Origin of the sequence: Schlesneria paludicola DSM 18645 (genome assembly GCF_000255655.1) — a bacterium.
Lineage (GTDB): Bacteria > Planctomycetota > Planctomycetia > Planctomycetales > Planctomycetaceae > Schlesneria > Schlesneria paludicola.
Genome location: NZ_JH636434.1, coordinates 2,896,707 through 2,922,021 on the forward strand (window position 1 = coordinate 2,896,707; position 25,315 = coordinate 2,922,021).

Genomic DNA, 25,315 nt, shown 5'->3' on the forward strand with positions numbered 1-25,315 from the left:
TCGGGTAACAGCATATTTCGCCGGAGTCACGATCAACCTTGCTGCCTGGGGCGTTTGAGCGGCCGAATTGCCGATTTTTGAGGGATTCTGAATCGGTCCATGCTCGATAGATCAAGTGGGTGCGGAGCGTAGATTTCGGGGAAGACGATGCTCCAAGTTCAGACGCTTGAGTGATCCAACGGTTTCACGCCGGGAATCGGCGAAACATGCAGCCGGTTGAACTTGCGAGATGAATTCACATATGAAACGAGCCTGCAAACATCCTCTGTTGAGTTTGCACCGTTTCTCTCGGAAACAGTCTGACCGCATTTCGGCGTGGGTCCTGGCTCTCACACTGGGGAATAACTTACTCCGGCGTCACCTTTTGCGGTGGAGCATTGCGGCCGTCTGCGCGGCAGGGATTTCACTGTCGACGCTTTCGGCGGCGGACATTCCCGTCACGACGATCAACGATTCAGGTGCTGGATCTCTGCGCGCGGGACTGGCGGCCGCGACCTCCGGCGACACGCTCACGTTTCAAACAGGACTGGACGGTTCTACGCTGGTAAATGGGCCAACCCTATCCGTCACCACGGCGGTCACGCTGCACGACCAGACTGCGATCGCGATTACCGACAACCATGCGTACACGATTGCGGGCCCGTTGACGATCAATTGGGACGGAACTCTTGCGCTCAATGGAATCCTGTCCGACGGAACCTCGCCCGGCAGCTTGGTCAAGAACGGGACGGGGACGCTACTGCTTTCGGGCGTCAACACCTATACGGGCGGGACCACGACGAACGGCGGCTCAATCCGCGTTCTCAATAGTGCCTCGCTCGGAACAGGCACGTTAACGGCCACGGATGTGGTGGGTTCACCGACACTCCAATTGGGAAATGCCGTCACACTGACGAACAAGATCGCACTTCATACGACGCTCACGGTCGAAACGGTTTTAGGAGGGACGAGCCAACTGAGCGGTGTGATCAGCGGAACGAACGCGACCGATGGTTTGATCACGACGGGTCCGGGGACACTGACTCTGAGCGGTGTAAATACATTTGCGGGGGGTGTCCATGCCGCGAACGACAGCACGCTGCAGGTTCAGAACAATGCGTCACTCGGAACGGGAACTCTGTCGAATGCCGGTGACCTGACTCTGAATCTTGCGACCGGACTGGTGATCTCCAATCCGGTTTCCTTGGGAAACAATCTCACCGTTGGTGTCGCGTCAGGAACAGCCACGATGAGCGGACCGATGACCGAGACGGCACCGAGTCAGTTCACCAAGACCGGGGCCGGAATCTTGGTGCTGTCGGGAACAAACAACTACACCGGCGGAACGATCGTCAGCCAGGGGACACTTCAAGGGAACTCAAACAGCCTGGTCGGAAACATCACCAACAATGGTGTTTTGATCTTCAATCAAACCACCGACGCGACCTTCGCGGGGGATATCAATGGGACTGGCACGCTCACGAAGAGCGGTGCCGGAACCTTGATCCTGAGCGGGACCAGCGGCCTGACTGGAACCACGACGATTAGCCAGGGTGGCTTGCAGGTGATGGGGGCATTGACGGGGCCGATCAACCTGACAAGCGATGCGGGACGGCTCAGCGGGACGGGAACGGTCGGAAATATCACCAATGCGGGTACGGTTGCACCGGCGACGAGCAGCATTGGTACGTTGACCGTCAACGGAACGTTCACCCAGACAACGGGCACGACGGAAATCAAATTCAATTCCACGGGTAATGTCCCCAACGTCAATAACGACGTCTTGAATGTCACGGGACATGCGACGCTTGGGGGAACGCTGAAAGTCCTGGGAGTTGGCGGCGGCACGTTCTTACCAGGGACCCAATACACGGTCATCACGGCGGGAGGTGGAGTTTCGGGTCAATTCTCAGAGGCTCGAACCGATCTCCCCTTTTTCCGCGTCAACGTGATCTATGATCCGAATGATGTGGTGTTTTCTCTTCAGCCGACAACCAGTCTCGCTGTCGCCGCGACCACTCAAAATCAACTGAATGTGGGCACCGCTCTGGACAACATTGCGCAAACATCCAGTGGGGCTCTGTTCAATATGATTGGCGATTTGGGAGTGCTACCCGTTGACCAACAGCAGCAATCGCTCAATCAATTAAACGGCGAGGTCTTCGGGAACTTGCAAACGCAAGGGCTGGAGATTGGCAGTCAATTTCAGCAACGCGTCACGAATGCCCTCGTCAGTAACATCGGTTTTCTGGTCGGGGAGGGCGCCCGACCATCGACTGACACAGGCATTCGAGGCCAGTCGGTCTCTTATGGAAGACCGAGAACGTGGACCCAAGGGTTCGGATTCGGTGGAAACTATCGCAACGATGGCAACGCCGGGTCATTGCACTTTGGACAAGGCGGTGGGATCTTCGGCACAGAACTCCCCGAAGATGACGGCCTTCGCATCGGCGTTGTCGGCGGAAGTTCGTATGGTCGCTTTAGCGATAGCTTCGGTGGAGGCGGCCAGCTGAGTTCCTACCAGCTTGGAGCCTATTCGCTGATCGATGGCGATTCCACGTATGTGCTGGGTTCCGCGAACTATGGCTACAACAAATACTACACGCATCGTGACGTCGTGATCGGCAGTGACGCTCAACGGCTGACGGCCGGATTCTCGGGAAGTCAGATCGGGGCCAACATCGAAGCAGGATTGAAGCTGGCTGCGGGCTCCCTTCGCGTTCAGCCGCTTGTCGGCCTGCAATACCTCTATTTGTGCCAGCAAGGGTTTGAAGAGTCGGGCGGGCCTGCAGCGCTTGACGTCGCGCGCAGTCGCGCAAATTCCCTGCGAGCCAGCATCGGCGTGCGAGCAGCATTCGATCCGATCGAGGGCCCGGGCGAATCACTGTGGACACCCTTTACCCATGCACGACTCGTTGGCGACATGCTCGACAATGACCGCATCATCAATGCGTCATTCAGCGGTGCACCGATCGGGGGGGCGTTTACCTCGCAAGGCACGCGGATCGGGCAGGTGTATGGCATTGTGGGCGAAGGACTGGAAGTCCGCGTCAACGAGACATGGTCATACCTGGGCGCGGCCGAGATCACAGCCGGTGATCGAACTCTGATCGGAACAGGCTCGATCGGCGCCGTCGCGATCTGGTAGACGCTGGGGGCGCCCCAACTCGACGCAGGACCGCATGCGGTCCTTTCCTTGATTTGCGGCGATGGAATCCCCGCGAGTTTCCGGCATTTTGACCTAACCATCGAATGTCGATGCCGACGCATCGTGAATCGCTGTGACGTCAAAGTTTCGACCACCTGCACAATTAATTTCCACTTTCAACGACGAAATGCCGGCGTTTGCGGCCTGTTGAAATCAGGGGGCAGGCGCGTTGCTTTCGCGTTTGAACGGTGCTTTTTGAATCGGGGTCGGGCCAGTCTTCGAGATTTCAAGAGGGCGCTCGCCGGCACTCGTGGAAGCCGTTACTTCCGCGTTCGAAAGTGACTTAATCTCAAGTGGTGAACAATCTCTGCCTGTTTGGCTTATCGTTTGCTTACCTGCCGCAATTCTTAGCTCCAATTCAAGATCGCACACTTTTCTCATCTTCGCACTCACTGATTCTGAGTCGAAATCGCAGTCGCCGAAGCCTACCGAGGCCCTGTGTATAAGGAGCGAATCGGGACTGCAATGGAGACGGTCAAAGAGTGGGATGGCGAAAACGAAGGCGGGTATTCGTCACAGTTTCCTCAAATGAGACACACCAATCGTGCGAACCATTATTCCACTTGTTCTGTTCGTCGCCTTGGTCGGCTTCTTCGATCGATCCATCGCCGCAGCCTCGCCCGATGACGGGTCGGTGCTCCCATTTCCGTCAACACCTTCAGCCAGTGTCGCGAAACCTCGGCTGCAGGACTCAATTCACAAGCGCCGAACCGAGCCCATCCGTGTCGCCGCCGACGCACCGAACATCCTGATTATCCTGGTGGACGATGCAGGCTTCGGCGTGCCTGACACGTTTGGGGGATTCGCCCACACGCCGACTCTGACGCGACTTCGCAAAGAGGGCCTTTGCTACAATCGCTTTCATACCACGTCGATCTGCTCACCCACTCGCGCCGCGCTGCTGACGGGCCGCAATCATCAGCGGGTTGGGTCTGGTACGATTGCCGAACGTGCCGTGGACTGGGACGGTTACACCGGCATCATTCCTAAGTCGTCTGCGACCATCGCCGAGACGCTTCATCATTACGGCTATAAGACATCCGCATTCGGCAAATGGCATAACACTCCGGCGGATCAAACGACCTCAATGGGTCCCTTTGATTACTGGCCGACAGGTTATGGGTTCGACTACTTCTACGGTTTCCTCGCGGGTGAAACATCACAGTGGGAACCACGCCTGATAGAGAACACGACGGCGATTGAACCTCCACACAACGAGAACTACCACCTGACCGAAGACATGGTGGACAAATCCGTCACATGGCTGAAGCACCATCGCGCCTTTGCCCCCGACAAGCCGTTCTTCATGTATTGGGCACCTGGCGGCGTACATGGCCCACACCATGTTGCGAAGCAGTGGGCGGATAAGTATCAAGGGAAGTTCAACCAAGGTTGGGACAAACTGCGTGAAGAAATTTTCGCTCGTCAGAAACAACTCGGCTGGATTCCTGAGGATACCCAACTCACTCCCCGTCATAAGACCATGCCCGCCTGGGACAGCATACCAGCCTCCGAGCGATCCTTTCAGACACGCCTCATGGAAATCTATGCCGGATTCTGCGAGCACACTGATGCACAGGTCGGCCGACTTATCGATTCCCTCGAAGAGATGAACCTGCGCGAGAACACTCTCATTTTCTACATTTGGGGTGACAACGGATCATCGGCAGAAGGGCAGAACGGGTCGATCAGCGAATTGCTTGCGCAAAATCAGATTCCCAATACGATCACGCAGCAGATCGGTGCACTCAAGGAACTCGGCGGATTGGATGCACTCGGAACATCCGTGACCGACAACATGTATCATGCAGGCTGGGCGTGGGCTGGCAGCACGCCATTTCACAACACGAAACTTGTTGCGTCTCATTTCGGCGGTACGCGAAACCCGCTGGTTGTTTCGTGGCCGAAAAACATCAAAGCAGATCAACAACCTCGCACGCAGTTTTACCACGTCAACGACGTCGCTCCCACAATTTATGAAGTGCTCAAGATCAAGCATCCAAAGAGCGTGAATGGATTCGAGCAAGACCCGATTGATGGTGTCAGCATGGCAAAGTCGCTCACCGCGGCTGACGCACCGGAAAACAAACCGACACAGTATTTCGACAACAATGGGAGTCGAGGAATCTACCACCAAGGCTGGTTCGCCTGCACATTTGGCCCCCTCATCCCTTGGTTGAATGCACAGAAGGGACTTGCCGAATGGGATTCGGCGAACGATGTGTGGGAGTTGTACGATCTCCGACAGGATTTCTCACAGGCCCGGGACCTGGCCGCTCAGCATCCGGAAAAGCTGGCTGAGTTGAAACAACTGTTTCTGGCAGAAGCGCAAAGAAACAATGTTTTTCCCATTGGTGCTGGAATCTGGCTACGGCTTCACCCCGAAGACCGAATCAAGACTTCACACACACGGTGGACCTTCGATGACACGACCACTCGAATGCCTGAGTTCACCGCGCCGCCCGTTGGCAATCACAGCAACGCCGTCACTCTCAATCTCGAATTTGGCGAACGATCCAGCGGCGTCTTGTACGCCCTTGGAGGCTCGGGCGGTGGACTCGCGTGTTACATGGACGACGGTCACCTTTGCTTTGAATACAACCTCATGATTATCGACCGCACGGTATTGAAGTCACGTGACAGACTGTTGCCGGGCAAGCACACGATCGTCGTGAAGACGTTGCTAAAAGAAGAAAAACCGGGATCGCCCGCGGACATCATTCTGACCGTGGACGGCGATGACGTCGCGCGGGGTACAGCGGCAATGACGGTCCCCGCAGCCTTCACGGCCAGCGAAAGCTTTGATGTGGGCATGGACCTTGGCTCGCCCGTGGCACGTGACTATTTCAAACGATCGCCGTTCAAATTCAACGGCACGATTGAGAAAGTCACAATCGAACTGAAGTAACCTCATCATCAACAAAATCATCAACAAAAGACTCGCTATGACTTTCATCAAATGGTTCTTGCCGATCTTCGTCACAACGCTTTCGTTCGGCGCGGCATCGGCCGCCGAACGGCCGAACATCGTCGTCATCGTTGCGGACGATCTGGGAAATGCCGACCTCGGTTACCGGGGCAGCAAGATCAAGACTCCCCACATTGATGCTCTCGCAAAGGGCGGCGTGCGGCTCGAATCCTACTACGGCTTGCCACTTTGCACCCCGGCCCGCGCGGCGCTGATGACCGGTCGCTACCCGATGCGCCAAGGCCTGCAAACGCTCGTGATCTTCCCGAGCCACAGGTACGGGCTACCAACTGACGAAAAGACCTTGCCGCAAGCACTGAAGGAAGTCGGCTACCACACGGCAATGGTCGGAAAGTGGCACCTGGGCCACGCGGACAAAAAGTTCTGGCCACAAAACCGAGGATTCGACCACTTCTACGGCAACGTGGTTGGTGAGGTCGACTACTTCACCAGGGAGCGAGGGGGAGTGGTCGACTGGCAACGGAACGGCGAATTCTTGCGGGAAGACGGATATTACGTCGACCTGATCGGTACCGAGGCGGTGAAACTGATCGCAGGGCACGATAAGGCCAAGCCGTTGTTTCTGTATTTCGCATCGCTGGCCCCGCACGCACCCTATCAGGCGCCGAAAGCAGACATCGACGCGTACAACGACATCTTTGATAACGAAATGCATCGGACCTATGCGGGAATGATCTCCAACCTCGATCGGCAAGTCGGCCGAGTCGTCGCGGCACTAGAGACGAATGGCATGCGCGAGAACACGATCATCTTCTTCACCACAGACAATGGCGGTGCCACCAGTGCACTCTTTGCTACGGGTGCGCGAGCACCAGAGGAACGTGAGGCGAGCGGCGGCGTCGCCTTAGGCAGCAAACCACCGTGCTCGAATCTTCCCTTCAGCGGCGGCAAGGGAAGTCTGAAGGACGGAGGCGTCCATCTGCCTGCGATCGTGAATTGGCCTGGCAGGCTCAAGCCTTCGGTCGTGAACGAACCACTGCACCATGTGGATCTGATGCCGACACTCTTGGCGCTCGCAGGTGGGAAAGGCGATCCATCCAAGCCTTTCGACGGCAAGGACGCGTGGGGCACTCTTGCTGAGGGAAAGCCATCGCCTCATGAGGAGATCCTGATCAATGTGGAGGCATTCCGCGGTTCCATTCGCAAAGGCCGATGGAAGCTCATCAAGGTCGCGACCCTACCGGGCAAGACGGAACTGTTCGACCTGATTCAGGACCCAGGTGAGAAAGAGAACTTGGCGGAGGCATTTCCCGAGGTTGTCCGAGATCTGGAAGCCCGACTCATGAACTATGCCAAGCAGCAAAAGATGAGCGAGTGGCTGAAATCGCAGGTGGACTACCTTGGCTTCCAGGGCGAAACGCTGCTTGACCCGGGATATAGTACCGACGGCGGTCTTCCACATGAGAAGCCGGTCCTGCCGACAAAATGACGCAGCGACTGCGATGTCAGGGCGTTTTCGAATCGCGGGGAAACCACCGCCTGTGATTTCCACAGGCGATCAATTGATTCTGTCCCATACCTGCAAAGGAATGAGATTCTTCCTTGGATTCGCTCACTTCGACGGATGATCCAATTCGTGTCCTTCGCCTCGCACCTGACGAAGTTCGGCTTCCAGTTCGGCAATTCGAGCCTGTAACGTCTCGATCACCGGGGCGACTTGACGTTGCGAGAACCGCCTGTGAATGTGCTGAGGGCAGTTCACATCCCAGGCGGCAATCGTGAAAAGGATCGCCCTTTCGACCTTACCGGGGTAAGACGGATCACGAAGCTGTTCGAGAAGTTCCGGATCGCCCTCGACAACACGCAGGGTGCCCCAAAGCTTGATGCGTCGGCTGTGGGCGTAGTCCATCAAGAAGATGAACCCCTTGGAATTTTCGGAGATGTTTCCCAATGTGATGTACTGACGATTGCCGCCGAAGTCTGCAAAGCCCAACGTATTCGCGTCCACGACTTTCAAGAACCCAGGTGAACCACCCCGGTATTGGATATAGGGCTGTCCGTCGGCGTTTGCCGTCCCGAGATAGAACATGTCCAACTCGGACAGGAATTCCTTCAGCCCGGAAGTGACCGTCGACTCCCAACTACCACCCTCTTCCATTCGGGCATAGCTTGAGCGAGATCCTTTCTCGGTCTGGATCGCTTTGACGGCGGGTGTGAAAGCAATGTCGCTGCTGAATCGAGACATGAAATGAACCTTTGACTCTGGATGTTGTCGAAGAGTCTTACGCTTTGCTCGAGAGCGAGCAAAGCATCATTGAACGCACGAAATACCGGGATCGTCCACAGGCCGCGCGCCGGGTGCAGGCCAATGAAACTTGCGTTCGTGTTCCGCAATGCGAACGTCGTTAATGCTGGCCTCGCGTCTTCGCATCAATCCATCGTCGGCAAACTCCCACAGTTCATTTCCGTAGGCCCGGAACCACTGACCTTGTGCATCGTGGTACTCGTACTGAAAACGAACGGCAATTCGATTCTGGCCAAAGCTCCAAAGCTCCTTTGTCAGTCGATAGTCGAGCTCGCGTTCCCACTTGCCCGACAGAAACTCTCGAATTTGTTCCCGGCCTCGAATAAATCGATCCCGATTGCGCCACTCCGAGTCTTCCGAGTAGGCGAGGGCCACTCGTTCGGGATCGCGGCTGTTCCACGCATCTTCAGCGGCACGAACCTTGGCGAGGGCCGATTCAAACGTGAAGGGTGGTCGAATCATCGTCATGGGATTATCCTCTCGATCTTGTGCACACCGACAACACGCCCGAGTACCCGTTGAAACAACGAGGACAGGTACCTTGGCGTTGACGATGCTATGTCGTCTTTTCAACTGGCCGGCCCCAGTCCTCGTTACTTCAACAGGCTGCTACGCTTGTTCGTGATGAACGATCGGTTCAGCCTTGGGGAAATCAATGTCGGTCTCGGCAACGTGATTAAAGTAGTTCGTGAAGATGTTCAGCGCCACGTTCGCGACGATTTCAGCAACGGCTGCATCATCCAACCCAGCCGTGCGAGCATCCGCCAAGTCCGTGTCTGTGACGCGCCCTTGTTTTTCCACAACTTGACGGGCAAACCGAATGATCGCGTCGGACTTCGAGTCGACGGACGTCCCACGGCGGCTATCGAGAATCTCATCGACGGTGAGTCCGACCATCCTGCCGATGGCCGAATGTGCGGCAAGGCAATAATCGCAGCCATTCGCCTCACCGACTGCCAGTGCGATCTGTTCGCGCGCCTTCGCTGATAGCCCACCTTTGCCCAACGCGCCGCTGAGTGACAGATAACCATCCAGGACCGCGGGTGCGTTTGCCATCGCACGGGTCATGTTGGGAACCAAACCCAACTTACCCTTCACCGCGTCGAGCAGATCCTTGGCTTTTCCGGTTGCGGTATCGGGAGCGATTTGTTGAAGGCGTGACATGTTAGAACCTTTCAAGAAGCGATTTGCAGAAGGCATCATTGCGAGCCGAACGTTTCAGCTTGCGTGATGATGTGACAAATCACTTTCCGTGCCAGATTCCACAGAAATCCTTAACACATTACTACAAAAAATCTTAAGTACAACGCAGAACAAATGAAGACGCAACGAAATTTCGTCGAACAGCGAGATTTCGTTGACAAACAACGAAATCTCGTCAAAATCGCGACATGACGAACGAACTTGAAAGCACCGGCATCCTGGGTGACCCGAAGCAGCTCCTGCTGGAACTGGCGTCACTCAGTCACCTGACAGAACTGCTTCCTTTGGCGGTTCAGCGATTGTCCGATGCCGCCTCGGTCGCGCTCGTGCGTGTGTGGCTCACGATGCCGCCGATGCCGGACGATTGTGCACGATGCCGCTTTGCGAAGGAGTGCCCCAATCGTGATCGTTGTTTGCATCTGGTCGCGAGTTCCGGACGCTCGCTCGTTGCCCCCAACGAAAACTGGCAACAACTCGACGGAGCCTTTCGTCGCTTTCCTATCGGTGTTCGGAAGGTCGGGCAGATTGCGGCCACAGGACAGTCGCTGGAAGTCGCGAGCATCAATCTCGATCATGCGTGGGTTGCGAACTCGGACTGGATTGTGGCAGAGCGGATCACATCGTTCGTCGGCCACCCCCTCATCTACCGGGGCGAAGTACTGGGCGTGCTCGGCCTGTTCGCACGGGAAGAGCCAACGAGTGCCTGTTTCGAGTGGCTGCGGATGATCGCCAATCATTTAGCCGCAGCTATCGCCAATGCCCGTGCTTTGAGCGAAATCGACTCGTTGAAAAAACGTCTCGAACTGGAAAATGAATATCTACGCGAAGAAGTTCAACAGGGGGCCGCATTCGGCGATTTAATTGGACAAGCACCAGCCCTTCAGGCTGTGACGCGTCAAATTGAACTGGTCGCACCGACGAACTCCGCCGTCTTGATCCTTGGTGAAAGCGGGACAGGGAAGGAAGTCGTTGCCAGAGAAATCCACCGGCACAGCCAACGGGCCAATCGACCGCTGATCAAAGTCAACTGCGCTGCGATTCCGCGAGAACTCTACGAGAGCGAATTTTTCGGACATGCCAAAGGAGCGTTCACGGGCGCATTGCGAGATCGCGCCGGGCGTTTTGAACTCGCCGACGGCGGGACGCTATTCCTCGATGAGATCGGCGAGATTCCACTGGACCTGCAGGCGAAGCTGTTGCGAGTCCTCCAGGAAGGCGAGATCGAACGAATCGGCGAAGAACGAACTCGGCGGATCGACGTTCGCGTCATCGCCGCCACCAATCGGGACTTGCGAGCAGAATCCGAAGCGGGGCGGTTTCGACAGGACTTGTTCTATCGCCTGAGTGTCTTCCCGATGGAACTGCCGCCTTTGCGTAAACGAGTGGAAGATATTCCGTTGTTGGCCGAGCACTTTCTCGGCCGCTTCGCTCGTCAATTGGGGCGTTCACGACTGCGACTGACGCTCGCCAATGTGCAGGAACTACAGCGTTACGACTGGCCCGGAAATGTACGCGAACTTCAACACGCGTTGGAACGGGCCAGCATCGTCAGCACGGATGGCCGCCTGCGATTCGATTTCCATCAAGCCTCGTCGAAGCAGCGTGCAACACTTTCGGAATCCACAACTTCGCAACGCGTGCTGACCGACGAAGAACTGCGTGCGTTCGAAGGCAAAAATATCGAAGCGGCCCTGGCCCAGTGCCGTGGCAAAATCTACGGTCCCGATGGTGCAGCGGCCTTGCTTGGCATGAAACCAACGACTCTCAATTCCCGTATCAAAGCCTTCAACCTCAAGAATTCGTAAGCGAACCTTTGTGATGACATGGGCTGCGAAAACGGGGCCTCCATCCGCTCACGCGATGATCACCACACGACTAATCGAGAATCTGACGACCAGTGACGGTCCTAGCGTTGTGTTGGTCTCAGGCACTGGCAGCGTGACGCCGAAATGAAAATGGTAGGGGCACCCTTTTTAGGGGGTGGCTCAGCCCCTCTGTGCTGCAGTCCCGAGCACGGTCGAGCCTCCGTATCGCCCGGCGTCAGCCATCCCATTTTTGATGTATACAAACAAACTTCAGCTTATCGCCGAGGCCGTTGAAGCTCGATCCTCTTTTCACACTTCTGACGCTTCGGCCTCGGGTGCCGCTAAAGTCGGCAGAATCCTGAAACTCGATGATTGTGCGGGGAGCGGCAAGTTTTTCGTGGTTGTTGTCGATGCTTTTAAAGATCGACTTCGACAACGTTTTCCCAAACTCGCGCGACAATCTTGGGCCGCTTGATTCGTCATCGCCAAGGAGCAACCAACGTGAACCGACAATTGCCTTCTCTCATTGGTGCGTCACTCGCATTGCTGTGCGTTGTTTATCACGGAGCGTCGGCCGAGGCTCAGATCGCGCCTGGCTATAGCACGAGCTGCTCGACATGCTGCACCATGAACCTCCCGACTGAGCAGGACGATTGCAGCTATGCCTGTGCCGGATATGGTCACCGTGGTTGGTATCAGCGAAACTTTGGTTCCAACTACTCCGCCGCGGGATGGTGTGGTGGCTACGGGCATTCTTTTTTTGGCCCCTACGGATGTGGCAACCAACGTCCATGCGGCCGTCGAGCCGTGCACCGTCCCTGCTGCCAAGCCCTTGCCACGACGCATGCCCCTGCCTGCTGTAGCGTGACACCGAACTGCAGTTCGGCGACTTCGTGCGGAACGACGATGACGAGACGGAGCTCAGCAGCCCCCGCGACCAGCACCGCGGCGTTTGAACTGGTCAGCAAGTCGACGTCCATTCCTGCAGATCTGGCGGAATCTCTGAAGTCGGATATCTAACGAACGATCAAGATGAGTGCGCAGGAAGTATGCCACTTTTGAGCAAGAGACCGGGATTTACGCTGGACGATGCATTGTCGGAACCTTGGCGGAAGTACGTGAATTGAAGGCATCGCATCCGGTTGCGGTCTTCAGGTACACCGAGACGGAGGCCTCAAATCGACATCTGCTAATGATGACGGATTGCCTGGCACGAAGTCCGTTCGGCTTTTCCTCGTCACACGATGATTCCGACATCGAATTCCTCAGAGCAAAGCCGGTACTTCGGGGAGTAATGGTCTTTAAGAGTGTGCTGGGTGTTCCAGAGGATCGAATTCGCAACCTCGAACAGTTATTTCGGCTTTCGATCAACTTCGGGCATTGGTCCGAGAAACTGCTTGAATGCATTGCGAAGATTAGCCCAGACGACGAACTCGAAGAATGATGACAGGGTTAGTCGCCCGATGAGTAGCCTTTCCCAGGCCGGCGACTGGCTCATTTTCCCACGGTACTGGGAAGGACGTCCCTCGTCGAGACACTGTGGATTTCCATTGAACCGGGAACAGGTGCCTGTCTCTCTCTCTTCGGGCTGTGGACGGATACGCCTGATGAAACACGTGAAACAAGCACTTTCATGTTCACCATATCATGGTATTTCTAAAACTGTGCGGAGCAAGTCCCTGTTGATTCATCAGGCTGTTGGGAACAGCGTGTCTTGCGATCTCATCTCCCGAGTTGAATATCCATTCGGCGCGTGAGATACTCATTCTCACTGTTTACAGTATGAAGAGAGTGAACAGAGACATTGTCGGACGTCATGAGAACTTACAATGATTCGACCTGAGGAAGCTTTCCTCTTGCCGCAGGACATTGAACCAACCCCCAGCCTCTCAACGGTTGCCTTGTCTCATCAAACGATCACAAGGGTTGTTAATATGCGATGGACGACGTCATTGACTCTGGTGGTATTGATGCTCGGATGCAGTAGCAAGACGCCGAATTCGACGCCGGCACCAGCAAGCAATCCAACCAATAGTTCCACGAGCACTCCTACGAACAAATCCAGCGAGACGGCTTCGCCTGCAGATTCTCAAACAGCCGGGCAGACTGCTCCTGCCGCTCAAGCGACCGCTTCGCCCGAATCAGATGTCGTTGTCAAAACGGTGGCGGAGATCTCCAAATCAATGCGGACCACTCTAGGCGAACAATATCCGACGCAAACGATTGAAGTGACGGGTCCCGTCGATAGTGTGGGCTACTCGCTGAAAGACATCACGGGTCTCGCGCTCAAGCATGGCCCCGGCACATTTGATATCGCGGGGTTTCCACTGCAAGAAGCGGAGGCCTGGGCTCGGATCTCACCAGGGCAAACGGTCACGGTACGTGCAAAGTATAACAAAGACAGTTTGGACGGATTCTTATGGAAAATTTATAAGGCGGGCCCCAATCCAAGCCCCATTCTGACGACGACGCAATTGGGAGAAGACTTTAAGAAAGATCTGACTGCGGCACACAATAAATACACCGGTCGATCGTTCTACTTGACTGGAAAAGTAGCAAGTGCTGAAACAAACGATCTCAAGCTGACGAAGGTCAAATTGGACACCGGCTCGCTGCCGTCACCGCTGCTCGTGGTCGAACCACACTTTGTCGATTTGGCACCGATTACAGCCGGTCAAACGCTGAACGCTCTGTGTATTTACAATCGAGCAAAGCTTAGCCCTCCTTTGAACTCCGATGAAACGTTGATTGACATCGACAACGTGGAGCTGATCACGATCAAATTCCCCGTCGATGGCGTCACCTATGCAAAGGAACTCTCGCCCGCGAAGTAGGCGTGATCGTGGAAATAGGCCAAGGCCAACGGGAGCCTCACCGCTCGCCGCCCGAAGTGTTGAGGGGGATTGGCATGTTGATCTTCACGGTGCCATGGTGTTTTTGAATCTGGGCGAAGCCACTACTTCCGATCTCCACAGACCGATCGCGATCTACAGCCGCAGCATCGAGAAAATTCGAGCCATCGATTCGCCGTCATTTGCGAATAAGAACAAGCAGGCCGAGACATAGCTGAACGTCAATGCCACGGAGACGGCATGGATCGCTCGATTGCGGTTGTAGGCGGCGAATCGTTCCCGGCCCAGCCATTTTTTCAGGTAGATCGTGTAGTAGTGGTGCGCGATCAGCCCCGCCGCGTGGGCCACGCCAAATGCCGCATAGTTCCAACCGACACCATGCCAAATCCCGACCAGCAGGAAGACAACCAGGATCGTCAGCGCAATGGCGTGGTTGGCATTCTTAGGCCCGAAAGTGCGTACCAGGAATTTTGAGAGCGGAGAAAAGACCACGTCACGCATGTAATGAGACAAGGTGATGTGCCAGCGGTTCCAATAGTCGCCAAGATTTCTTGCGACAAGCGGATTCGCAAAATTCTCAGCGACAGGGATCCCCATGAGCCCCGCACTGCCGATGGCGATGTCGCAGAAGCCTGAAAAATTGCAATACAAGTACAAGTAGTACGCCACCGCCGCGATGGGCAGATCAATCAGGTGGTGCGGATGCTCGTCGAGCAGCAGGCCCGTGTACGTGAGCTGATTTAGCAGTGGTCCAAAAAATCGGTTCTTGACTGCACCGACGAGCACTCGCAGCGCGGCCCGGCCGACCGGAATCTCAGGCTTGTTCGATGGGACAAAACCCTGGTGATGCATCCGATAGGGGCTGATCGGACCGACCGAGAGCGTTGGAAGAAATATTGCAAAGCCAAAATACTGCCACAGTCCAGGCTTTGGTACGACGCCATTGCGAACTTCCAGCACCAGATAGCTCGATCGAAATGCGATGTACGAGAAACCGACCATGACCGCATTCAGCGTGAAGTCCGGACGACGCTCGATCAACCGCCCCAACGAAGGACTAACCAGCGCAGCCAACTCCTTCACCGGCGCGTACCGGATAACGATAAGGAAGAGGATCGGAATGAAGAACGCAATCCATGGCTGCCAACCCGGTTGATCGCTCCACCGCCGCATGGCCAGGTACTGGACGTACAACGCAAAAAGGTAGGCGACAAAAATCAGGTTCAGGACAAGCTGAAACTTGACGGGAAAACGCTGTTCGTTGTTCCAATAGAAAAAGTAGTAGACTGCGCCAATATTGAGCGCGGCAAACGCCGGATCGCGAAGCGAAGACGTGAGCCCAACGAGCCAGCGACCCAGGAGGAGATAGAGACCAAGAGCCAACAATGTTTCCGTTGCCAAGCTCAAAACCCTCCGTAAACAAGCCCGTTGTCGAGCATGAAACAGGGAGAGATCATGGTCAATGACAGTGCGGCGACAGCAAGAATGACGACAAGGGTCAGCATGAACCGCTCACTGACGGCTGGCTGAGGTGACATAGAGTTTTCCCAGCATTGGGGTGATGAGTTGTGTGAACCATTCCTGACCATTCTGGTTGAGATGGTCATTGTCGTAGAACAGATTGTTGAGGTCCGTCGATTCGACGCCGGAAAACAACTTTGCGGGCGGGATGCCGACCATGTCCACAGGCGTTCCCAACACGTCCGGCCAATGGCAACGTTCAGGAACAACCGTTTTCTCGCGATCGCTCAGCAGGGGAATATTCAACAGAACCAATCGGGTTCCTCGCTCTCGACATAACTCGGCGAGCTTCCTGGCGAAATGGAGTTGAAACTCGGGAGGCGGACCCGCGAATGCAAACTGACTCGCGGTCCGGTCGGAATAGGAGATGACATCCTCGCTCGTTGCCTGCCCCATTGGCCGGAAGTGCGTGAAATCATGCGAGGTGTCGATCGACTTTCGCATCTTGATCGAACCAAGATTTCCTGAAATATTCAGGTCCGTCTGGTTCGCGCGCGCGTTCCACCAGTTGGGTGGTGTCTGCTCGCTGAATTCCACGATGTTGGGACGCACGAGACTCAGCAGGTGCCTGGGCATGCCGAGGATGGCGCCACTGTACAATTGGGCTTGCCCAAGCCACGACAACCCCTTCAGTGAGTCCGAGTTCTCTCCGATCCGAAACCAGCGACAGGAGTGGTTGTGTGGCACGTTGGCGATGCCTTCATCGGTGATCACGAGCATCTTGACGTGCCGATGGTCCAATAGATCCTTGGCCATCGTGTAGACGCCGTCGAATCCTTGCCAGGGCCAGCCAAGCGTGATCGCGTTGACGTCGTGCCCGAGTTGCTTGCTGAGCGTTTCTTTGACGTAGGGCGTGTCGACCGCCCACCACAGATGGGACGTGCCAACAAATGCGATGTCGACATCCGCCGTCTCGGTGAAGACTTGCTGTTGGATCCACGGAAAGAATCCATACTTCCACGCAATCGTGGGGTAGACGTCGCGCCGATCCAACAATCCGGTTCGCCCCATGAACGCGGGCAATCCGATGAAAGTCATGAGCAGCAGGACGAATGCCACCATTTGCCGAATCGAGGAAAATGCGGGTGACATCGGATTCATTTCTCTGTCGTTCGGCGGAGAATCAAATCGGCGAACTCACCCACGTTCTTGGTCGCCTCGACTTCTCCAACACGAAATCGAACATTGAAAGTCTGCTCAACCGCCAGCAGAAGCGAGATTTGAATAAGTGACGTCCATTCGGGCACATCCTTGGCCGACAATTCCCGAGTCAATTGGGGAGGATCGAGAAAGATATCTTCGAAAAGTCCCTGCAGCTTCAGCATCACGTCATCTTGATTCATGTCGTACTCCGAACGTTGATCTTCGTTGGACGCGGGCAAAAGGAACCGAGTTCGAGCACGAAGTCAGCCCGATCGGGCGCGATTGATTTGGTTTGGAATCCCATTCGCGAGTAAAAATCTCGAACCATTTCATTCTTCGCGGTCGGCAAGTAGACGCCTTCGAGACGTGAATGCCCACGATCCTGCGCCTGACGGCAGAGCTCGTTCAATACGGCATCCTCCACTTGTCGCTTAAGCACGCGGCAGCTCATCAGCCACGTGTCAATATAAACCGCCTCGCTTCGAGCCTGCCCCACGACAATGGAAACCAGTCCATGATCACCAAACCGATCTTGAAGTCGCACGGACAGGCAAATCCAATCCTCCTGATTGATCAGCGACTGAACTTCGGCTTCGGTTCGACGGCGTGTGGTCAGGTTAAACTGATTGCTCTTGTTGATGAGCTGCGCAAGTCGCGGGACATCCATCTGATTGAATTCACAGATTGCGGCCTCCATCCCAAGAGATTCCAAATAGGCCGGCATATCGGTGGCCGAGGCAAGCAAATCTTGTCGTTTGCGTTCGGCCAGGTATTGGTCGGTCCTCTGGGCGTCTTCGACGGTGATACTGCGAGGTTCAAACAATCGGCAATCCTGCAGTTGCCCAGCGTAGTCGGCAGCACTGCTGCCCAGCAAAATGGTCGTCACCTCGGGCACAAATTGGCGGACAATTTCGATTTCGGCCGGATTGTCATCAACGAAGACGAAACTATCGATTCCCAACCCCAGTTCGGCTGCCATCTGACGAATATTTTCGGACTTGGGATCCCAATTCGCTTTGAACGATACGAAGTCGTCCAACCGCAAGACCATTTCAGGATGCTTTTCGAACGGCTCAATGGCTCGTCGTTCGTCGTTCTTGCTGGACACGGCCAGTAATACGCCGCGATCTTTGAGTGAAACAATGTATTTTTGGAATGCTTTAAAGGCTTCCCCGCGCGGCGACGTATCACCGATTTCGATCCCCTCTAGACCGTCGTCACCCAAGACGCCCCCCCAAAGGGTATTGTCAAGATCCAGCACGAGTACCTTTTTCGGCGTCGCGCGCAGACCAAAAATCAAATGCGCGACCTCACGACAGACTTCAAACAGCAGCGAGGGCGCACAGAACTGCTTGCTTTCAAACCAACCTCGCGAATCTTCTGAAGCGAGAGCGCCATGCCGGTTTGCCAGGAATTCAATGTCCAGGATTCGGACAAACGGCGGTGCAGTGAGTCCCATTTCCAGGTTCACGCACTTTCGAAAATTCCAGTCTGTCCCAAGACTGCGCGAGCGCAATTCACCCAGATCGTATCGCGCGGGCAACATGAAGTTGCCCAGTAAGACTTCCGCGCCGGTCTGTTCGTGCACCGTTCGACACAAACCCAATAGCTGCGTCGCCAAGGTGTTGGCAGCGACCTGTACAATCTCCCGCGAATCTCCGATCGCACCTGCGTACCGGCACCGCTGAAGTCCAGGTAATACAAGGACGACCTGGGGCCGGAATTGATACAGTGCTCCATCCACCTCCGTCATTTCCGCGACGTAGTTGTCGTAATCGCCGAGAAACAACTCGCACGTGACGCCATTCGATTCAAGATAATGAGAGACCAATTCATGCAGCGGATAGAGGTTGTAGCCACCGAGAATTGCCAGCCTTAATGGCGTCTTCGCGGCCCCTTCATGTTCGATCCCCAGAGCCAAGGCTTTCTTTCGAAGTGATGAAAGCAAGAACAACTCACTGAACGTGGTGGCATCAAGCGTCTGTTGTTTCAGCTTCCCCCAGAACTCGGGCGAATGGCGGCGAAGGAGATCTTTGATTTCGTTGAGGATGACGCCCATCAGAATCTCCTTTCTGTTGCCAATGTCTTGTCGACGTCTGTCTTGTCGACCACTGTCTCGTCGACTGTTGCGAAGGTCACCACCGTTCACGGATCAAAGATTGGGACAGATCCGTCTTCAGCGGCGACTGGTATTTTGGTTGCGAACACTTCGCGCCGTATCACGCCTCGCGTGCGATGAAAATGGATCAGTCCCCAACTCTTGAACGTTGACGTGTCAAACTGCAGAAGATTGAGCAAACCACTTTTCACCCAATCGTGTCCGCAATGTGGTCTTTTTTGCCCAAAAGGATTCGCGAATGGCGGCGATTCATAGGGCAAGACATTTATCTCGTCAATTGGAACTCGGGAAAACACGATTAACGTCCATGGCTCGAACGAGGAGAGGTGGAATCAACAGACAGAACCGCTGCAAAACAAGCAATTCTCTTAATGTCCCCCGGTTTGCAGCCGGAGGTCTTTCGGGACCAGAGTTGGGGGCTGCCGCGTGGAACAGGACGGAGTCGAGTCAACGGGGACAAGTTGATCGAAGACGCCAGGCGCGCCACGATCGAACACAAAATGAGCTGGCGTTCGTTCCCGAATCATCGCTCTTTGAAGGGCGACATTTCCAATGCCTGTGGTTGCAACGGCTGGCCAACGTTCGATCTGATTGATCCAGACGGCATCATTCGAAAGCAGATGACACCTCAACGAATTGAAGCCGCAATCCTGGTTGACGTGGGCGACTTGCGCCATTCCACAATTGCCCCATTCCGCAACGCATTTCGCCTCAGCCACAAATCTCGGGCTCGACGTGGGATGGGGTTTGCATCGTCCCACGCTTTTCCGCTCCACAGGCGCGGCATTTTTATCATCGCAGGCAAACCGCCTCAAATGCCCAGCCTCGCAACTCATATGGTTGCTACGAGCCGCCACCAGTGATAGGATCGCAAATTCCTATTGACTGGGGCCATCAAGCGTAACGTGCGTTCATTCGTTGCGAGGCATCCGTTGGTCATCTTCCACCATCTGAGATCATGACTTGCACAATGTTTCGCAAAACGATTGTCCTCCGGTTGTACGTTCTCTTGATGTCGTTGGCTGCCATCGTTCGATCGACAAATGCCCAAAGCAGCACGCCAAGTCAACCCGATGTTGACCCATCCGCTGCGAAGTCAGGTGTGCGATTCACCGTCGAAACGAGTTCGAGGCTTGGTACACTCACTTATCTGCCCGAACAATGGGGCGAGTTGCAGCTCAGGCTCGAAAACAGTGCCGATACGGCCCGGAGCCTTCTGTGCACGTCCTACTTTGGCGACAACACTAGCTTGCAATTCGGTCGCCAGCTCTGGTTGCCCGCTCGATCCAAGTTGACACTATCTCACCCGGTCCTGTTCCCCAAGGTGGAACAGGCTCAAGACCATGCGATCAATGTCCATTCGCTGCTAGTCGAAACGGTCAAAGGAAATGAAGTCCTGATCAAGAACGATTCAGGACAACTTCGTCATGATTCGTCGTTGCGAATGACGGAGTCCCCTCGCAATACCGGTATTGTCGCAGGTTGGGAATCGGGCGACGATTTGCCGCAAGAGGTGTTGGATCTCGTCATTGCGAGTCGGGTCGATCAGGGGTTGAGCAACAGGACGACGCCGCTTGATCTTCAGTTCCTACCCGGCGACGAAACGAGTTTGCTTTATCTCGATCACATTGTCGTCGCCGACAATCGGCTGATTGACGACGAAGCATCCCTGATCGCCATTCGTCGCTGGCTGCATGCCGGCGGTCGTTTGTGGATTATGTTGGACCGAACCGATCCGGTGATCCTCGAACGATTGTTCGGAGACGAGTTCCGAGGGCATCTGGTCGATCGAGTCGGCCTGACATCGTTCGGTATCGATCGGGTTCCGACGTTGGCCGCCCCCGACGGCGAGCGCGGGCCAGTCGTCGAGCATGATGTTCCGGTTGAATTGGCACAGATCGTCATGACCGGAATGAAAGTCTGGAATACGGTCAACGGCTGGCCCGTTGCAATGACCAAATCGTTCGGAGAAGGACGACTGCTTGTTACAACACTCGGAGCACGTGGCTGGATCAAGCCAACTCCCCCGGATGAGAAAAAGCCTGTAGGTCCTCAATCTGCGAACCTTGTATCGCCTTATGTCCCGCTATCGCCAATGGAAGATCTGTCGGCGTATGTTCTCGGCAAACGCGAGCCCGAGTTGATTGCACCGGCAACTCAGGAATCCTTTGCTCAGGAGCGGATCTCGTACAAGGTCCCGGGGTGGACACTGATCGTCGGCACGATGTGCAGCTTTTTGGCGCTGTTGCTCGCGACGGCCATCTGGCTGTGGAGAACGGATCGCGCCGAGCATTTCGGCTGGAGCGCCTCACTGCTGGCACTGCTTTATGGTGTCATCTTGACAGGTATTGGGCTAACCAGCCGTTATGGCGTCCCCGGAACCATCGCGAGCGTCCAACTGGTTCAAGCGCTCGAAGGGACAGAAGACGTGCGCACGCAAGGCGTGATTTCCGTCTATCGTCCTGAGGGAGTCGATTCCCTCGTTCGCACAACAAATGGCGGAAAATTCTGGCCACGCCTGGCCAGCGCTGAAGGCTCTACCCGCCGAATGGTCACCACCGACCTGAAAACATTCCACTGGGACGGTTTGCCCCAAGCTGCGGGCCAGCAACTGTATTCCAATGCAAACTCAATGTCATTCGTGAATCGAATCGAAGCTCGGGCGACAGTGGATCACCAGGGAATTGTCGGAAGTTACCAGGGCCAGCCCATCCTCATGACCGACGCCTTGCTTGCGACGCGTTACGGTCGAATTGGCGTCAAATTGGGCTCTGACGACCGGTTCACAGCCTCTGCCGACAACGTCCTTCAGGCCGACCAGTACCTTGACGCGACCTTCCTGGGTGACGAACAAGATCGACGGCGGCGAATTTTTGAAGACCTCTTCAAAAACCGAAGTTGGAAGGATTATCTCGATACTCCACACCTGTTGCTTTGGATGAAGGATTGGGATGCCGGATACGAGTTCGGCGAAGGACTCGTCCATAATGGAAACTCGCTCTTGGCCGTCCCACTGCAACTCACTCGGCCAGCCGGTGGCACCGAGGTGCTGATTCCGTCGCCTCTCCTTTCCATCTCGACACGGCGTCCTCCTGACGGGTCGACGGCGGCCGGCTTCTGGGACGACAAGGCCAAGGTGTGGCAGGAACGCTCTGGCGCCAGCGTGACCTGGCTGAGTTTTCAAATCCCTCATGATCTCCTCCCCCTGGAGGCGACCAAGGCACGTGTCGAAATCAAGATTTCGGGTCCATCAGGCCGTACGGAAATCATGGGGATCAAGGGCGGTGCTTCTGTCAGCCTTAAAACAGTCGTCAACCCGATTGGCGCGTTCTCGTTCGAGATTACCGATGCGGATCTGTTGACCCTTTCCGACCAGGGCGAATTGTCCCTGGGAATCAGCACCGGAAACCTGGATCTTTCGGATTCCAGCCAGGGAGGCCACGCGCAATCCAGCGGTTCCAACATGTCAAGTGGCGGAATGAAAACAGCCAACTATTGGAAAATCGAGACGTTCGCGTTGCAAATCTGGGCCAAAGTGCCCGGCCGATCGGAGAAGGACTGACCGCATGAAACTGAATGTTTCCCAAGGAGAGTCCGTCGGTACGCCGATCCTCTGCCTCGAGAATTTAACCAAGCGCTACGGCTCATTCACGGCACTCGACAACCTGTCACTGTCTCTGAACGCGGGACAGATTCTGGGGCTGATCGGCCCGAATGGTGCCGGAAAAACGACCACCATTAAGATCCTCGTGGGCTTGATTCGGCCCACATCAGGATCGGCCACGATTGCGGGCGTGGATTGCGTACGCAATCCCATGCATATCAAAAGCCTGGTCGGGTACATGCCCGATAAGTTTGGTTCCTACGACAATATGCGAGTGCGCGAGTACCTCGACTTTTTTGGTTCGGCGTTCAAAATCCCCAGTTCCATCCGCACGAAACGCGTCAATGAAGTGATGGAGATGACCGGCACGGCTTACATGAAAGACCGCTACGTCGAAAGCCTGAGTCACGGCATGCAGCAGCGCGTCGGACTTGCCCGCACCATCCTGCATGACCCGAAAGTTCTGATCCTTGACGAACCTGTGAACGGACTCGATCCGCAGGCACGAATTGAAATGCGTGATCTGCTGATCGAATTGGCGCGACAAGGCAAAACCCTGGTCATCACCAGTCATATCCTTCCTGAGCTGGCGCGCATCTGCCAGCAAGTGGCGATCGTCACGAATGGCAAGCTGCGAGCGTTCGGAACGGTCGAGCAAATCGGGCGACAGGTCAGCCAGAAGCGAACGATCGAAGCCCAGTTTCTTTCCTCCGATCAAGTGGCCACGGCCGCAGACATCATTCGGAAGTCACTCGAGTCGAGTGCGGAAGTGGTCGAGGCCCACGCCGAAGCAACGGTTCGATTTCGTACCGCCCAGCCTGAAACGGTACTCGGTGCCCTGCTTGAACGTCTGATTAAATCGAATCTGAATGTGACGCAATTTCGCGAACTTCAAACAGATCTTGAGGAAGCGTTCATCTCATTCACGCGACCACAAGATTCCAACAAAGAAAAGAAACAGGCCACCACCGGAGCGAAAGCCGATGCTTAGTGCACTACTCAGGCGAGAGCTCCTCACCCCACTTCGTCGCAAACGAATCATGGTGTTTCTGCTGGGGCTGGCAACACTGTTTGGCCTGCTTGTCATCATCCGCTGGCCGACCGACGGACAGGTTGCGCTCAGCGGAGCCCGTTCCCAGCAAATCTTCCGACTGTTCGCATACGGACTGCTCGGAACCATGTTGCTGCTGCTGCCCGTGTTCCCTGCCACGAGTATTGTCAGCGAAAAGAAGCGCGGCACACTGGGGCTGCTGCTGAACTCTCAATTCGGTCCATGGCGAATTTATTTCGGCAAGCTGCTCGCCGTACTGGCATTTGCCGGAATGATTCTGGCGATGAGCCTTCCCGCCGCCGGGGCTTGCTACACAATGGGCGGGCTGTCGCTGTACGGTGAGGTTTGGAAGGTCTATCAGCTTTTAATGCTGGTCGCCTTGCAATATGCCGCCATCGGACTGCTCGTCAGCACCTATGCTCAATCCATCGATGCCGCAGTCAGACTGACATACGGGATTGTGCTGGGAACCACTGTATTGACGCTAGGGCCCCACTACTTCTTTCAAGGAACGGAAGGCTACCTGGCGCAACTTGGCGAACTCTTGCGCTGCTTCTCGCCACTCGCCGCCATGATCTCATTGACCGGAGTCGAAGATCCCGGAAGCCAAGGGCTCATGACAAAAGCCAACCTGCTGGGCCGATTCACGGTTTGGTCGCTCAGCTGTGCCTTCGTGGCATCGATCTGGACCATCAGCCGCCTGAATCACCGAATTTTCGACGTCTCGCGCGCGGCCGGAACGATGAGCGACGACTTGTCGAGGCCACTTCAATTTCTCCGCCGAATGTTTTTTCTTGTCGACCCCCAGAAGCGATCGGGCTCGATTCCGTCGTACCTGAATCCGGTCATGGTCAAAGAGTTTCGCTGCCGTCGTTTCGGCCGACTCCATTGGCTGCTGCGCCTCGTTGCGGTGTGCGCCATTCTGTCTCTGGGTTTGACGTACGCCACGACCGCCGGAACATTTGACTGGGGCGTCGAGACCATTGGTGCGATCTTGGTGGTGATGCAAGTCGCGCTGATCATCCTGGTGGCCCCCAGCTTATCGGCCGGGTTGATCAGCGTCGAAAGCGAACATCGCGGATGGCAACTTCTGAAGACCACTCCGATGAGCATGTTTAGCATTATCTGGGGAAAGCTCATCAGCGTTCTTCTGCCACTGGTGCTTGTGCTTTTCGCGACGATGCCTGGCTATCTCGTGATGGCGTACATCGATCCGGGAATGCAAACCCAAGTCCAACGTGTCGTGATCTGCCTGGCATTGACGGCGATTTTCGCCATGTTGCTGAGTGCCGCGGTGGGCAGCTTTTTTACGCGAACGGCTGCGGCAACCGCGTGTGCGTATGGTGTGTTACTCGCAGCCTGCGGCCTTCCCATGCTGGTCTGGATGGGACGTGACGCCCCCTTCGGGCATGAGGCCGTCGAAACCGCCTTGTCGTTTAGTTCGATTGCCGCCGCACTATCGGTCATTCGAATGCCTGGATTTCAGCAATACGAACTGATCCCCATTAACTGGTGGTACTTGGGAATAGGGTCGGCGGTCTCGTTGCTGGTGTTAATTTTTCGAACCTATCGCATTTCGCGACCCCAGTGATTCGC

18 protein-coding genes are annotated in these 25,315 nt (G+C 55.5%); 10 read left to right on the forward strand and 8 right to left on the reverse strand.

The features are described from left to right. Positions 1 to 229: 229 nt before the first annotated feature. The 3 genes from OSO_RS0114335 to OSO_RS0114345 all read left to right on the forward strand — a co-directional run bounded on the left by OSO_RS0114335 (position 230) and on the right by OSO_RS0114345 (position 7,605). Positions 230 to 3,127, forward strand: a complete 2,898-nt coding sequence (locus tag OSO_RS0114335; RefSeq protein WP_083842870.1) for an autotransporter outer membrane beta-barrel domain-containing protein — start codon at positions 230 to 232, stop codon at positions 3,125 to 3,127. A gap of 604 nt (positions 3,128 to 3,731) precedes the next feature. Next, entirely contained in the window at positions 3,732 to 6,095 is a 2,364-nt protein-coding gene (locus tag OSO_RS0114340; RefSeq protein WP_010583964.1) for an arylsulfatase, read from the forward strand. A 37-nt stretch (positions 6,096 to 6,132) separates the two neighbouring features. Continuing rightward, positions 6,133 to 7,605 carry an arylsulfatase B gene (locus tag OSO_RS0114345; RefSeq protein WP_010583965.1) on the forward strand — a complete coding sequence of 491 codons (1,473 nt, stop codon included), beginning with the start codon at positions 6,133 to 6,135 and terminating at the stop codon, positions 7,603 to 7,605. 123 nt (positions 7,606 to 7,728) lie between these two features. Here the strand turns inward: OSO_RS0114345 and OSO_RS0114350 are convergent, their stop codons facing one another. The 3 genes from OSO_RS0114350 to OSO_RS0114360 form a co-directional block, all read right to left on the reverse strand. Beyond that, positions 7,729 to 8,361, reverse strand: a complete 633-nt coding sequence (locus OSO_RS0114350) for a pyridoxamine 5'-phosphate oxidase family protein (RefSeq protein WP_010583966.1) — start codon at positions 8,359 to 8,361, stop codon at positions 7,729 to 7,731. Between the two features lie 66 nt (positions 8,362 to 8,427). Continuing rightward, positions 8,428 to 8,889: a nuclear transport factor 2 family protein gene (locus tag OSO_RS0114355; protein ID WP_010583967.1), complete on the reverse strand. Its 462-nt coding sequence runs from the start codon at positions 8,887 to 8,889 to the stop codon at positions 8,428 to 8,430. Between the two features lie 141 nt (positions 8,890 to 9,030). Next, complete coding sequence (locus tag OSO_RS0114360) at positions 9,031 to 9,585, reverse strand: carboxymuconolactone decarboxylase family protein (protein WP_010583968.1); 555 nt, start codon at positions 9,583 to 9,585, stop codon at positions 9,031 to 9,033. Positions 9,586 to 9,812: 227 nt separating this feature from the next. On the opposite strand from OSO_RS0114360, the gene OSO_RS0114365 reads away from it, so the two are divergent. The 4 genes from OSO_RS0114365 (at position 9,813) to OSO_RS0114385 (ending at position 14,263) form a co-directional block, all read left to right on the forward strand. Continuing rightward, entirely contained in the window at positions 9,813 to 11,429 is a 1,617-nt protein-coding gene (locus OSO_RS0114365; RefSeq protein ID WP_010583969.1) for a sigma-54-dependent Fis family transcriptional regulator, read from the forward strand. A 501-nt stretch (positions 11,430 to 11,930) separates the two neighbouring features. Next, positions 11,931 to 12,449: a hypothetical protein gene (locus OSO_RS50805; protein ID WP_157605187.1), complete on the forward strand. Its 519-nt coding sequence runs from the start codon at positions 11,931 to 11,933 to the stop codon at positions 12,447 to 12,449. A gap of 16 nt (positions 12,450 to 12,465) precedes the next feature. Beyond that, positions 12,466 to 12,873: a hypothetical protein gene (locus OSO_RS0114380; protein ID WP_010583972.1), complete on the forward strand. Its 408-nt coding sequence runs from the start codon at positions 12,466 to 12,468 to the stop codon at positions 12,871 to 12,873. A gap of 490 nt (positions 12,874 to 13,363) precedes the next feature. Then, complete coding sequence (locus tag OSO_RS0114385) at positions 13,364 to 14,263, forward strand: hypothetical protein (RefSeq protein ID WP_157605188.1); 900 nt, start codon at positions 13,364 to 13,366, stop codon at positions 14,261 to 14,263. Positions 14,264 to 14,416: 153 nt separating this feature from the next. Here OSO_RS0114385 and OSO_RS0114390 read toward each other — a convergent pair whose 3' ends face one another. From OSO_RS0114390 to OSO_RS0114405, 5 genes are read right to left on the reverse strand one after another with little or no spacing between them, the layout of a single operon-like run. Further along, positions 14,417 to 15,682 (reverse strand): MBOAT family O-acyltransferase, encoded by a 1,266-nt coding sequence (locus OSO_RS0114390; RefSeq protein WP_029247010.1) that lies wholly within the window; start codon positions 15,680 to 15,682, stop codon positions 14,417 to 14,419. Between the two features lie 2 nt (positions 15,683 to 15,684). Further along, complete coding sequence (locus OSO_RS52270; RefSeq protein ID WP_261340380.1) at positions 15,685 to 15,819, reverse strand: hypothetical protein; 135 nt, start codon at positions 15,817 to 15,819, stop codon at positions 15,685 to 15,687. Beyond that, complete coding sequence (locus tag OSO_RS0114395) at positions 15,794 to 16,894, reverse strand: hypothetical protein (RefSeq protein ID WP_157605189.1); 1,101 nt, start codon at positions 16,892 to 16,894, stop codon at positions 15,794 to 15,796. Before OSO_RS0114395 ends, OSO_RS52270 begins: the two co-directional genes overlap by 26 nt. A 5-nt stretch (positions 16,895 to 16,899) precedes the next feature. Next, the gene (locus OSO_RS0114400; protein ID WP_010583975.1) at positions 16,900 to 17,145 is read right to left on the reverse strand and encodes an acyl carrier protein; all 246 of its coding nucleotides are present in this window, start codon (positions 17,143 to 17,145) and stop codon (positions 16,900 to 16,902) included. Then, on the reverse strand, positions 17,142 to 19,004 hold the full coding sequence (locus OSO_RS0114405) for an HAD-IIIC family phosphatase (RefSeq protein ID WP_202799936.1): 1,863 nt from the start codon (positions 19,002 to 19,004) through the stop codon (positions 17,142 to 17,144). The genes OSO_RS0114400 and OSO_RS0114405 overlap by 4 nt, the downstream gene beginning before the upstream one ends. 1,030 nt (positions 19,005 to 20,034) lie before the next feature. Here OSO_RS0114405 and OSO_RS0114420 point away from each other — a divergent pair. The 3 genes from OSO_RS0114420 to OSO_RS47980 are packed head-to-tail and all read left to right on the forward strand — an operon-like array spanning position 20,035 to position 25,310. Further along, complete coding sequence (locus OSO_RS0114420) at positions 20,035 to 22,626, forward strand: hypothetical protein (RefSeq protein WP_010583979.1); 2,592 nt, start codon at positions 20,035 to 20,037, stop codon at positions 22,624 to 22,626. A gap of 4 nt (positions 22,627 to 22,630) precedes the next feature. Next, positions 22,631 to 23,659, forward strand: coding sequence for an ABC transporter ATP-binding protein (locus OSO_RS43520; RefSeq protein ID WP_010583980.1), 1,029 nt, complete (start codon positions 22,631 to 22,633; stop codon positions 23,657 to 23,659). Continuing rightward, complete coding sequence (locus OSO_RS47980; protein ID WP_157605190.1) at positions 23,652 to 25,310, forward strand: ABC transporter permease; 1,659 nt, start codon at positions 23,652 to 23,654, stop codon at positions 25,308 to 25,310. Before OSO_RS43520 ends, OSO_RS47980 begins: the two co-directional genes overlap by 8 nt. The last annotated feature ends 5 nt before the right edge of the window (positions 25,311 to 25,315 follow it).